This window comes from Sediminibacterium sp. (assembly GCF_030695065.1).
Lineage (GTDB): Bacteria > Bacteroidota > Bacteroidia > Chitinophagales > Chitinophagaceae > Sediminibacterium.
In genome coordinates this window covers 1-13,934 of sequence record NZ_JAUYTR010000006.1, presented here as the reverse complement: position 1 = coordinate 13,934, position 13,934 = coordinate 1, and the positions used below count along the sequence as shown (strand labels likewise).

The following is a 13,934-nucleotide window of genomic DNA, read 5'->3' as shown; positions in this document are numbered from 1 at the left end:
TCTTTTCCCGAACGGGCGGCGAAGATACAAACCTTTTTTAAACTAGCAAACTTTTTTCAAAATTTTATTCGCCTTTTTTTCTTCATCCCCTCTCCTAAAACCTTTAAAGAACATCCCCTTTTTGTTAAGCGGGATGCAAATGTAGGGAGTTTATCTTAATTGACAAATCAAAATGTTGATTATTTCTAAATTAAATTAGAAATATGCACAGACTGTGTATTAACAAAGGTCTGAATTAAAAATAGTTGAAGTAATTTATTCAAATACCAACCCTAATCGAATGGTATTGGCCAAAATATTTCGATTACTATTTGCTGTTGGTACCAAATAAGACAAATGCAATCCTGTCTTATTATAATATACACTAAGCCCTGCAGAAAAGAATTTTCTATTGCCACGGTTTTTGTCTTCGGTATAATAGCCTATTCTCGCAGCAAATAAATGATTGTAATTAAATTCAGCCCCAATAGAATAACTTAAAGAATTGAAAAAACCACCACCATCACTGAACGATTTAAACCAACTATTCACCACTGTCCCTTTTCGGTACTCAATCATATTTAATGAGTCTGTGGTACTATTACCGCTTGCTTGGGGGAAAATTGGCACTAACAATTTATTTACGTCTATTGCTAAACTAAACTTGCTCTTTTCATTTAATACCCAATTGTAATTGCCGCCCAAAGCTAAATTGGCAGGAAGATAATCCTTATCGGTAGAAGCCGTATTCTTGTAAGACATTTTAGCCCCGAGGTTACTAATATTTAAACCCCAATTGAGACCTGCACCTTTTTCATTCTCTCCTTTATAGAATAATGAAATGTCTCCGGCCACAGTATTTGTGCTCTTGGCATAAAAGCCAGAACTGCCATTACCCCCTGCAGATAGATTGCTGTTTATATATCTAAGTGTAACGCCAATACCTAATTTAGCATTTACTTTTCTGTTATAACCAAAACTAAGATCCCAATCTCTTGGACGATAAACAGACAGTATGTCTCCACTTGGGCTGGTCACTTTAATAGTTCCCTGGCTAAAATACCGAATGCCCCCTGTAATGCTAGATTGATCATTAATTTTTTTATACCCACTAGTAGACATTAAATAAATATCATTCGCACCCACTTCTCTGAACCAGGAAGTGTAGTTTAACCCAATATGTAAGGGCTTGCTTGCAAATAAAGATTTAGCACTATTCCAAAAAATACTAGCAGCATCAGCACTAGTAGCAACCCCAACATCTCCCATCCCTCCTGCCCTAGCGTCTGCACCAATTCTCATGTAAGGAACCCCTGTTGTTATGATATTATTTTGGGCAGTAACACCAGTGGCAAATGAACTGATTAAAATAATTATGATGAGTTGTTTTTTCATGTGCTTGTTTTTAATGAGTGCTTACTATTAATTAGACTTACTCTTTAATTAATTGCTGGTAAGTCAATTTGGTTCCTTTAATCACTAACATATAGACACCTTTAGCGAGTCTAGTAGTATTGATGCGTATTGGGTTTTGACCATTGTTTAATGTAACAGGTATCTCTTCTAATACTTTACCCGTTACATCGGTAAGTTGCAACACAACTGATTGAAATTTATCGCTCACGATTGATGCAATGGTATACGTGTTTGCAGGATTTGGATAAAGTGTACCGATGCTGCTGGTTGTGTATACAAACTCATCGCTCCACTCGCCAATACAACCGTTGTTAACGCCTTGTACTTTATATCTTCCATCGGTGGTTGGATTGTATGAACTGGTACTTGTATTAATATTTAAGTTATTAGATACATTAAACCATCGGTTGGTTCCATTATAGCTGCTAACCAAATTACTACTAAAGTCTCTTGTAATAGTTGGCTTAGCAGGTGTTGTGGTAAGTATTACCTGTTTGGTAGCACTACTAATACAACCTGCAGCAGTTGTAACTGTGTATGTAATATTAACAACACCTCCATTGATTGCACTGAACACTCCGCCACCAGTAATAGTTGCGAGGGCTAAGTTATTCGAAGTCCATACTCCCCCTGCAACAGCATTTGTAAATACATCAGTAACACCAGTACACACTGCGTTAGGACCACCAATACTCGGAACAGCTACCGTTTGGTTAACAATAAGATCTCTTGAAACATTTGTTATACAACCGCTTGTGTTTGTAACGGTATAGCTAATGGTTGCTGTTCCTCCGCTCACGCCAGTAATAATACCAGCAGCATTAACTGTTGCTACATTTGTATTATTACTACTCCATACACCTCCTGTTGTGGTTGATGCGAAAACTGTAGTTAAGCCAATACATACTTGTTGCGTTCCAGTTAATGTAACTTCGGGGAAAGCATTTACTGTCCATACGCTAGAGATACTTGTTACAGATCCACAAGTACTAGAAACAACTACTGTATAGTTACCAGCATCGGATGCCACTAAATTATTGTCACTGTAACTACTTGTGGTTGCACCATTAATTACCGTTCCATTTTTAAACCATTGATAGGTTAAATTATTTCCTGTTGCAACAACGCTAATAGATGCGTTTGTTCCAACACACTGAGAAATACTTGCAGTTGGTTGAGTTGTAATAGATACCCCAGCTGTTACTGTAACAGTTCTAGTAACAGTTGTAGCACAACTATTGGATGTTACAGTATAACTAATAGTTGCAGTACCTGCACTTACTCCACGAACTAATCCAAACTGATCAACAGTTGCAACTGCCGTGTTGCTACTACTCCATAAACCACCAGTTGTTGGATTAGTAAAATTGACATTGGTATTGACGCAAATATTTTGTTCACCAACAATGTCCCCTACAATAGGTATAGCATTGATTGTTACAGTAGTTGATCCGATGGTATTGAAACAACCATTGGCATCTGTAATACCCACACTATACGTTCCAGAAGCATTGGCTATATAATTATTATTGGTTGCATTTGCAATTCCATTACCCGTATTAAACCATTGGTAAGTGCTAGCATTGCCAGGCGTTGCAGTTAAAGTAATTGGAGTGCCTACACATACTGGTGTAATAGTGGATGCAATAATACTGCCTGTAGGCAATGGATTTACTGTGATGGCAATTGGACATGATGTTGAAGTAATGGCGTTATCTGTAACTGCAACAGTATATGTTCCTGAAACTGCAGGATTAAAGTTGGCACTTGTAGCACCGCTAACATCAACACCCGCATTTTTCCATTGGAAAGTAGGTGAACTATATCCAAATTGATCAACACTTAATGATACTGGTGTTCCTTCACATACAATTGTGCTGCCAGTTACTGATGCTGTTGGCAATGCAGCAACTTTAGTAATACCTGAAGTTGAAATACAACCATTAGCATCGGTTATTCTTACACTATAATTTCCTGCTTCAGTAACAGCATATTGTTGATTGGTTGCATTAAGAATATTACCCATTGCATTGAGCCACTGATATGTGGCACCTACAAAAGAATTGGCAGTTATATTTACAAATGAGGAAGCGCAATCAGTGAAGGCTAATTCTGCACCTTGCATAATTGTTGCAGTTGGTAATGGATTTACAGTTACTTGAATACCATCACTTAATACTTGATCTATCCCGGCAGCTAAAGTATATACACCCGTTTGTGTTGCTGTGTAAGTTAACCCATTAGCACCACCAATAACTACCCCATCTTTATACCATTGATTAAATGTTGATGCACTAGAAGTAAGTATTACTGAAGAGCCAGCACAAAAACTAGTACTAGTGTTGGTACTAATAGTTGGTTTTGAACTAAGTGAATTCACTAAAATAGTAGTGCTAACAAAACTACTACAACCATTGGCGTTTTGAACAGTGTATAGTACTTTAACAGAACCAGCACTTATGGCATTCAATAATCCTGTACTTGTATTGATAGTAGCGATAGCGCTATTATTAGAAGACCAAACACCTCCACTTGTGGTATTAAATAATGTAATGTTTGAACCTATATTTACTTGATTGGCTCCGCTAATAGCAGCAATGATTGGCAGTGAATTTACTGCTACAGTTGAAGCATCACTTGTACTTACACATCCATTGGCATCGGTTACTTTTACAGTATAAGTGCCGCTTTCTGTAATAGCTAAACTTAAACCAGTTGCAGCAGCAATGGCTGATGTTCCATTAAACCATTGATAACTAGTTGCAGTTGCGCTTGTTGCATTTAAAGCAGCAGATGTGCCTACACAAACACTATTACTTGGAGCTGCAGCAATAGTTACTAATGGTAATGGATTTACAGTTATACTTACTGGGCATGAAGTAGATACTAGTGTTCCACTTGTAATACGAACAGAATAACTACCCGTTTGTGTTGCACCAAAACTAGCAGCAGTGGCATTGTTGATGACTGCACCATCTTTTAACCATTGATAAGTTGGATTGGCAAATCCTGTTGCATTGGCAGTTAAAGAAACTGTACTTCCAGCACATACATTAGTGGCTCCTGTTACAGTGGCAGAAGGTACTGTAACTACATTGGTTACAGTAGACTCTATTGAACAATTACTTGAGTTACTAACTCTTACTGTATAATTACCCGCCTGTTTTACTGCATAAGTTGATGCATTTGCACCAACAATATCTACTTCATTTAAACGCCACTGATAAGTTAAACCAGTGCCAGTATTGGCATTAAGATTAACACTAGTAGTTTCACAATTATTAAATGCTAGTTGAGAACCTTGTGTAATAGTTGCTTCTGGAACAGCATTCACTACAACAACAGCTGCAATACTAGGATTACTTGCACAACCATTACTAGAAGTTTCAACAGTAGTATAGGAACCAGCTATTGATGCATTATAAGTTGTAATTGTATTATTTATGGAAACACCATTTCTAAACCATGCAAGTGCATTGCCTGTTGTTCCCAAAGTAGATGTTAATGCAACCGAGTTACCTGCACACACAGATAAAGAACTAGCTGCTGAAATACTAGGTGCCACTGGGCTTGTTGAAATAGTTGCCACCATTGGTATATTTACAGTTGTACCTCCTGTAGTGGTGCATGATATATTACCTGCAGTTGTAGTACTAACAGCACTAGTACTTAAACGAATAAATAAGGATGTACTTGGCACATTGTCAGCAGTTCTTGTTAAAGTTATGCTATTAGAATATGAGCCTGTACTAGCTATAACAGCACCACCAGTTCCTAGTACAGCTTGGGAAATTTCAAAACCGGTTGGTGCTGTTATCACCAAATCAGCAGTTAAGAATTGCCCCCTTACAGTAAACAATTGTTCTGTAGAAACAATGCCTGCACAAGTTGTAAAAGAAGTAAAATTATTGGTGCTAGTAATAAGTGGAACTGCAGTTACTGTGCTACTGATGGTAGCAATATTAACACTAGCAGCACCTAAGCTACTTAATACAATATTACCACTATAAGTTCCTGCTGCAGTTGTTGCTGCTAATCGAACATAAACAGTAGTAGTTGCAATAGCTCCTGCTGCTCCAACAGTTAAAGTAGAAGTAAACGGACCATTAGCGCTGGTACTTAACTCAAACCCTGATGGCGGAGTTATTAAAATACCCGCCGCCATATCTGCTCCGCTGATTGTAAAGCTTGTATTAGCAGAGGCTGTTCCTGCATTTGTATTTATAGCAGTTAATGTACCTGATGAAGTAATTGTAGCAATTTTGCTTACTGTAATTGCATTACCAGTTAAATCTGCATTACCCGCAGAAGCTGTCAACCAATTTGCAGCTGCAGCTAAATTATATGTAGTGGCACTCTGAGACGAAGTGCCATTTTTATTTAAAATTGAAACCAATGCAGCTCTGTCTGTTGCATTTAACGTTACACTAAAGCTAGTAGCATTAGTGATTTCTACATTAGCCGTTGTTAAAGTATAAGTGGAGCCCCCTTGACCTGTTAAGGTAATTTTGGAAACATCTATGTCGTTGTTAGCACCCGTAAATGCAGTTAAACTAACTCCTGTTACTACCAATACACCTGTAGACGCATCAAAAGTTGCGGATGTAATTGATGGAGGAGGGATTTCGGTATTGCGAATTACTGATACAAAAGAAACAGAGAAATAACCAGCCACCAAATCTGGCTTGCCATCTCCGTCCAAATCTCCTATTGTAACAAAATAAGGGTTGGCTAATGATGTGAAATCTACTTTATCTGCAAAACTTCCACTACCAATACTACCAATAGTAGATATGTTTCTAAATACTGACAACGAAGATTGAGTATAATTAGTTACAGCCAAATCGGGCTTGCCATCTCCATCTAAATCTCCTATAGCTAATGAAATAGGAGTATTTCCAGTAGTAAGATCGTATTTTGTAGCAAAATTAACTGTACCACTGGTAGAGATGTTACGTAACACTGACACCGAAGCTGTACCTTGGTTTGACACCGCTAAATCGGGCTTTCCATCTCCATCCAAATCTCCTATAGCTATTGTTCGAGGCTGGGCTCCTGTTGGAAAATCTACTTTAGTAGCAAAACTAACCGTGCCACTGGTAGATATGTTACGAAATACCGACACCGAAGTTGAACTAAAATTCGTCACCGCTAAATCGGGCTTGCCATCTCCGTCTAAATCTCCTATGACTACTGAAAAAGCACCAGTTCCAGTATTAAAATCTTGTTTGGCAGCAAAACTAACTGTGCCGATGGTAGAAGTATTACGCAATACGGATCCGCCAGCTACTACCAAATCTAGCTTACCATCTCCATCTAAATCATTTATAGCTACATGATTTGGAGCATTTGCACCCGTTGCGAAATCTACTTTTGCAGCAAAACTACCAGAACCTATGCTGCCACTAGTAGAGGTATTACGTAATACAGAAACCGATTTGGATGTTTGATTTGCCACGGCCAAGTCGGGCTTGCCATCTCCATCCAAATCTCCTATAGCTATTGATCGAGGATCAGTTCCCGTAGTGAAATCTACTTTATCAGCAAAACTACCGCTAACAATGCTGCCACTAGTAGAAGTGCTGCGATAGACTGATACCAAATTTGAAATTCGATTAAGCACCACCATGTCGGGCTTGCCATCTCCATCCAAATCCCCTATTGCTACTGCAGCAGGGCTAGTTCCAGCTGCAAAATCCACTCTAGGTGAAAAATCAGTTGTAGTAATTTCGGTTTTTGCTGGGCTGTAAATTGGGTTGAAATTACTTAAGCTATATGCCGCCAAACTAGAACCTGTATTTAATTCTGTAATAGGGCCATAAGTTGCCCCTGCTGGTACAGTAACTGTTAACTGAGTTGCAGTTGATGCTGTTACAGTTGCACGTGTTGCACCAAAGAACACAATATTATTTGCAGGAGTTGTATTGAAATTGGTTCCAGTTATTGTTACTACATCACCAGGTTTGGCACTTAATGGTGTGAAGGATGTGATGATGGGTGGAGGAGTTGAAGGTATAACAGTATTCCGAAAAACGGATATAAAACTATTAGCTCCACTTGCAGCAGCCAAATCAGGCATGCCATCACCATCTAAGTCTCCTATTGCTACTGATCTTGTTGAACCAGCACTTGCAAAATCTACTTTTGAAGCAAAACTAATAATGTTATTCCCGCTACTAGTATTTTGAAATACTGAAACAAAACTTGACCCATTATTAGATACTGCTATATCTTGTTTTCCGTCACCATTTAAATCACCTATTGCAGCCAAATAAGGACTGTTACCTGCCGTAAAATCTACTTTTGCAGCAAAGCTATTGGTGTTAATAACTCCACTTGAAGCTGTGTTACGAAAAACAGAGACTGTATTTGAATTCATGTTGGGAACTACTATATCCGATTTACCATCACCATCAAAATCACCAACAGCTAAATAACGAGGATTTGATGCTGTTGGAAAGTCAACTTTGGATTCAAAGCTGTTGGTAGTAATACTTCCACTACTAGCATTATTGCGAAAAATAGAAACAGAATTAGATGTTTGATTGGTAACAGCCAAATCTAGTTTTCCATCACCATCTACATCTAATAAAGCCACAGCTGACGGAAGTGTACCAGTTGAAAATGTTACTCTCGAACTAAAACTACCAACATCAATATTTCCAGTACTTAAATTTCGAAGAATTGAAATTGTGTTGGAGTTAGAGATATTGTTTACTATAGCCAAGTCTGGTTTGCCATCACCGTCTAAATCACCCACTGCAATAGAGGAAGGTGCAGTTCCAACACTAATATCTACTTTACTGGCAAAACTATTCGCATCTATCACCCCAGATGTGGAGGTGTTTTTAAAGATTGAAATAGTACTTGCATTAATATTTGCAATAATGATGTCTGGCTTACCATCTCCATTTAAATCATTAATAGTTAAAAACCATGGGCCGTTACCAGTTGTGAAATCAACTTTGGGTGCAAAACTATTTGTTGTTAAACTACCAGATGTTGAAGTATTCCTGTAAAGAGAAATGGAGTTTGAATTGTAGTTTGAAGCAACTATATCCGATTTTCCATCTCCATCTATATCAGCAATTGCTAAAGTGAAAGAAGCAGATGCTGTTGCAAAATCTTGCTTTGGCGAAAAATCAAGCGAACTTATATTGGTTTTAGCAGGGCTGAAAATGGGTGTGAAACTATTTAAACTTAAAGCCGATAAATTACTACCTGTATTCAAAACACTAATTGGTGCGTAGGTTGCACCAATTGGTACAGTCACCGTTAAACTAGTAGCAGTAGCTGCTGTTACTGTTGCACGTGTTGCACCAAAGAATACAATATTGTTAGTAGTAGTGGAATTAAAATTGGTGCCAATTATTGTTACTGCATCACCCGGTTTTGCAGTTGAAGGAGTGAAAGATGTGATGGTGGGTGGAGATGCAGCAGCACTTACCGTAACAGTAAACGGGTTGTTTACACTCATACAACTAGTGGTACTGTTCTTTACAGTTAAGTTAAAATTGTACGTGTTTGCTGGGCTCGCAGGTATAGTAACATTTATTGGGCTGGTAACTAAACTACTATTATTTACAGTTGTAAATCCATTCATTGGTGTTGGCGCTGAAGTTGTTATGGAATACTGGTTAGCCCCAGCTGTAGTTGCAGAATAAGGTAAATTAAAACTGGTGGCCGATGTAGCAACATTTGCTACACTTCCTAATGTAATTGTTGGAATCACATTACCTGGATCTGGGTATAAAGCCAACATAGCTGCACCATGAGTTGAATTAAATGAACTTAAATTGTTAGACCCGCTTGTTGGGTCAAAATCAGCATTGGGGTAGGTTGTACTGGTTCTTAAATCGCCGCCAATTGCATATTTATTAATAGTTTTATTATAAGCTAACCTATAAGTACTTACAGAAGCTGCAGTTACTATAAATCCCCACAAAAAATTTCCTGCTTCAGAGAATTTTGCAACTGCAGCACCCCAAGAAGAAGTTGCGGTGAAAGAACCTCCTGCACCACTAGGATTAAAATTAATAGTTCCGGTAAATGCGCCTCCTAAAACAACATTGTTGCATGCATCGGTTCCTAGTCCTAAAGGTCTTGAATTATGTGATGCAGAGCCAGACATTGCAATCGCCCATTTATAACTGCCATCATTGCCATACTTAGCTACAAATACTTCTACCGCAGTAACAGAATTTGTTATAGTATTAACCTGCGATGGAGAAGGATTCACATCAAAACTTGTTCCTGCTGCCCCACTCAGATTTCCAGCAATAATTACATCATTATTACCATCAATAGCTATGGTTTCAACTTTATCGGCCCCAGTGCCACCTAAGTTGAATAAGAACTGAGCTGTTAAATCATTATTAGTTTTTAGTAAATATGCATCGTAGTTACCGTTTGAAGTTATTGATAAACTGTTGACGCTTACAGTACCCGCGAACGAACCAGCAAGAAAAACATTGTTGTTTCCATCAATAGCTAAATCATAAGCATCATCATTGCTAGCACCACCATAGCTAACTGCTTGTTGAAAAACCCCATTTAAAGTATATTTTAATATAAAAACATCATTAGCCCCATTAGTAGTTGTATTAGTTAGAGTAATTGGCGAACCAGTACCAGTAGTATTTGCTTGCATACTAGTAGAACCAAATTTTCCGGCAACAAAAACATTCCCATTTCCGTCAAGTTTAACCCTTACACCAATATCATTACTAGTACCGCCAACTCTATATGCCCACTGGTATTGTCCATTACTATTATATTTTGCAATAAAGATATCGCCAGCTCCAGCAGAAGTTAAATTATTGGTTGTTAATGAGGGATCAAAATCTACAGTACCATAAAAGAAACCAGTTACATATACATTACCACTAACGTCTGTAGTTACCCCTGATACATAATTACTATTATTAGTGCTAGCTCCTCCGGTATTTTGAGTTGTAATGGGAATCACCCATTGTGCTATACCACTGCTATTATATTTTGCAACATAACCATCTGCATACAAACTGAACGCAGTTAGATTGATTGCTGTACCAGACGGATTAAAATTGGATGTTCCATTAAAATTCCCACCTGCATAAGTATTACCCGCATTATCAACATGCACATCCCAAACTCCTTGACTATAATTTGGTGAATTGGTACCGAATCTTATTGCAAAATCGGGGCTTTGGGGAGCTGTTTGTGCGGCAGTTTTTGAGTAGATACTAAAAAAAATAAATAGTAGTAAAATAGATGTAATCGTATTTCTCATAATTAAAGAAATTATTCAGTATCATTAAATTGAATCAACTGGATAATTTTATCATTAATTACAGCAGTTGATAAGATGAATATATTTAGTAAGGAATTCCCTTTTTTTGCGCTGGGACTGAAACAGCCTATTCTTGAAGCCGAAACCACCCTTTCTTGGTGACGAAAAAATATACCCCATCAGAATGATTCGTACTTTGCAGCTATAATTATCTTCCAATGGAACAAGTTGAAGAACAGCCAATTCAAATACTAATAATTGAAGACGACCCTATTAGTGCTGAAAGCATGGTATTTACATTAGAGGAATTTGGTTTCAATATTAAAGGGGTAGCGCACTCCGTTGAAACTGCCCTTGTTTTATTGAACCGAGAAAATTTTGATATTGCCTTAGTAGATATTGACCTTAATGGAAGCAGAAGTGGTATTGAAATTGGAACTATGCTGCATAATATGTACCGTATTCCTTATATTTTTATAACAGGAATTTCAGATAAACTTATTGTTGCTGAAGCGGTAAAAGCCAAGCCTGCTGCTTATTTACAAAAACCTGCCAGTCCAGCTACCTTATTTGCCTGCATTCAATCTGCAATACAAAACTATACGGCAAAACAAGAACCTGCCTTTAAGTCTCAACCTGAAGCAGACTTCTTCTTTATCAAGAATCGTAATAAATTAAAACGGATTGACTGGAAAGATGTATTGGTACTTACATCTTCCGATAACTATACTATTCTCACTTTAATAGATAAAACTGAATATTATATTCGCAGCTCCTTAGCCATGACCTTAAAATTTCAAGTACCCATTTCATTGCAACATAATTTTTTACAGGTAAATCGTTCTGAAGTGGTGCAGTTGTCTTTTATAACAGAAATTATTGAAGAAGAAATTATTACCCCGCTTAAAAAAATTACTATTACTTCTTCTTTTATGAAAGAGGTAAAACATCGATTAAAAATATTAGGTTAAGGATAACTCTATTGTAAATAAAGTTCCTTTTCCTTCATCGCTTTCCACTTTAAGTATCCCCTTATGTATCTCCACTATTTGCTTACAAATAGATAACCCAAATCCGTTGGATGGTTCATTATTGGTCCCTTTTCTTTTAATAGCAATGGCATTATCAAATAGATGTTCCATAATATTTGCTGGAATACCCATTCCATTATCTTTAATTAAAATAAGAATGTGACTGTCATACTTATACAAGTTCACTTCAATTTTGGTATTTAAATAACTGAACTTAATAGCATTGTCTAACAAGTTCACCAAAACTCGTTTTATTTTTTCTCCATCAATATTAATGATGACCTGTGGAATAGCTGTTTCAAAAACAATAGTTTGATTTTTTGCAACTGTTTTATATTGAACTTCCCCTATTGCTTGTTGTACCAATTGCACTGCATCAATAGGCGAACTATACAATTCTAAATCGCCAGACTGCATCTGATTAACTTCTAACAAGTCGTTAATTAAATGTAAAGATCTTACGGCTGCTTGTTGACTATTATTTAAAATTTTTGTTTCATCAGCAGAATGTTCATATTTAACTTGTACAATGTCCAAAAAATTTGCAATGGCTCCAATAGGGTTTCTTAAATCGTGAGCTACAACATTCATTACCCGATCTTTATCGGCATTTGCTTTTTCTAATGCTGTTTTTTGTTGATTGATTGCTGCATTTAATTTTGATAGGACGCTATTAATAGCTTTTGACTTTTTATAGTTAATAAAAACCAAAGCTATGATTATTACTGCCATTGTAATTATACCAATGGTTACCAATAAATACAATTTATTTAGTTGATTGCCTTTTTTAAGTAATGATAGATCGGCTTCTTGATTTTTAATTCTTAAATCTTTTATTATATTATTTTCAGCATCTTTAATTTGATAGTTTTTTATGGAGTCGCTTATTCTATTGTATTCTTTAAAATGATAGTAAGCATTTTCTAATTTTCCATCTGCTTCTAGAACTGCAGCATTTTGTCTGTACCAGTTCATTCTTGCATTTTCATCGGGTAAACTTTCTAGAGTATGTTGTACTTGGTTAAGTAATTCCTTTGCTGCTTGCCAATTTTTCTTTTTAATATATACATCTATTAATCTAACAGCAACCATTTGTGCATCGCGTTGCTCACCATGTTTAGTATTGTTTAGAAGAATACTTTGTTTACTCAAGATAATAGCAGAGTCTAGCTTTCCAATTTCGGTGTATACTTTTGCCATATTACCTAAAACAACCCCCTTAGAAGTCTTATAGGCCTTATAGCTTTCGGCTGAATCTTTAATATAATGTGTTATTTTATAGGCGTTATTATCAAGAAGATGAAGCGCTTTTACGTATTCAGCTATGGCAGAATCGTATAACTTCATATTATAAAAACAGAGGCCAATATTGCTAATTATTTCAGCTTTTCTATAAAAATTGTTCGACTCAATTTGATTTTGGAAAATCAATAATTGTTGAAAATTCTGAAGCGACTCCTTGAAATTATGCTGCCGGTATGCTACGTATGCTAGTTTATCAACAATGACAAATTGGTTCGATTGATTATTATATTTTTCATTAAACAGCTTTGCTTTATAAAAAAGGTCATTGGCTTCTTCGGGTTGATGTAATTTAAATAAGCTTGCAGATTTGGCTAATAAATACCCAGCATATTGTGATGGCATTATTTTTTCTAAGCCTAATTTTTCTATAACAGTTATACAAGAATCCTGGTACATAATTGCAGAATCGAATCGGTCCATTCTTTCGAACGTATAATAAACATAAGAATACCCCATTAATTTCATAACAGGTGTTAGAGCCGGGTTTTTACTTATTTGGGAGAAGCAAGTAGAAACTTGATTAAGTTCTCCTTTTGTAAATAACTCTTTAACTGGCCTAATATATACCTCGCCAGCGAGTATTTCTTTTTCAATATCTGCTTTTGCTTTATCTATTGTATTAGTGCAACCAGTGAATAACAGGGAAAGGAGTAGAATGGGGAGGATACACTTTACAGAGATAATTGTCATGACAATTTAAAAATACAACAAATGCCTTTACATCTCAAAATGACCAAAGACCATTGACGTATAAAAACAAAAATGCCTCTCTTAAATTAATAAGAAAGGCATTCAATAAATATGGCAGCTACCTACTCTCCCAGCTAGATGCGAGTACCATCGGCCATGGGGGACTTAACTTCTCTGTTCGGAATGGGAAGAGGTGAACACCCCCGGCAAAACCACCATAAAGAGTTTAGTTGATTTTATTC

The 13,934-nt window shown here is 36.7% G+C and carries 4 protein-coding genes and 1 rRNA gene; 1 reads left to right on the top strand and 4 read right to left on the bottom strand.

The window, feature by feature from the left end; genetic code table 11:
- Positions 1-255 precede the first annotated feature (255 nt).
- Positions 256-1,374: a type IX secretion system outer membrane channel protein PorV gene (porV, locus tag Q8S25_RS01280; protein ID WP_305534101.1), complete on the bottom strand. Its 1,119-nt coding sequence runs from the start codon at positions 1,372-1,374 to the stop codon at positions 256-258.
- 37 nt (positions 1,375-1,411) lie between these two features.
- A complete protein-coding gene (locus tag Q8S25_RS01275) occupies positions 1,412-10,666 on the bottom strand; it encodes an FG-GAP-like repeat-containing protein (RefSeq protein WP_305534099.1) in 9,255 nt (3,084 codons plus the stop codon).
- Positions 10,667-10,884: 218 nt separating this feature from the next.
- Between Q8S25_RS01275 and Q8S25_RS01270 the strand changes: the two genes are divergently transcribed.
- Positions 10,885-11,637, top strand: a complete 753-nt coding sequence (locus tag Q8S25_RS01270) for a LytTR family DNA-binding domain-containing protein (protein WP_305534097.1) — start codon at positions 10,885-10,887, stop codon at positions 11,635-11,637.
- On the opposite strand, the gene Q8S25_RS01265 is transcribed toward Q8S25_RS01270, so the two are convergent.
- Together Q8S25_RS01265 and rrf are read right to left on the bottom strand one after the other, a co-directional pair.
- The gene (locus Q8S25_RS01265; RefSeq protein ID WP_305534095.1) at positions 11,629-13,692 is read right to left on the bottom strand and encodes a tetratricopeptide repeat-containing sensor histidine kinase; all 2,064 of its coding nucleotides are present in this window, start codon (positions 13,690-13,692) and stop codon (positions 11,629-11,631) included. The two genes, Q8S25_RS01270 and Q8S25_RS01265, sit on opposite strands and share 9 nt — an antisense overlap.
- A 109-nt stretch (positions 13,693-13,801) precedes the next feature.
- Positions 13,802-13,912 (bottom strand): 5S ribosomal RNA (rrf, locus tag Q8S25_RS01260).
- Positions 13,913-13,934 lie beyond the last annotated feature (22 nt).

What these genes read in the sequence shown, in the direction of transcription:
- porV (WP_305534101.1), bottom strand. Translation starts at nt 1,374, where the DNA reads ATGAAAAAACAACTCATCATAATTATTTTAATCAGTTCATTTGCCACT.
- Q8S25_RS01275 (WP_305534099.1), bottom strand. Translation starts at nt 10,666, where the DNA reads ATGAGAAATACGATTACATCTATTTTACTACTATTTATTTTTTTTAGT.
- Q8S25_RS01270 (WP_305534097.1), top strand. Translation starts at nt 10,885, where the DNA reads ATGGAACAAGTTGAAGAACAGCCAATTCAAATACTAATAATTGAAGAC.
- Q8S25_RS01265 (WP_305534095.1), bottom strand. Translation starts at nt 13,692, where the DNA reads ATGACAATTATCTCTGTAAAGTGTATCCTCCCCATTCTACTCCTTTCC.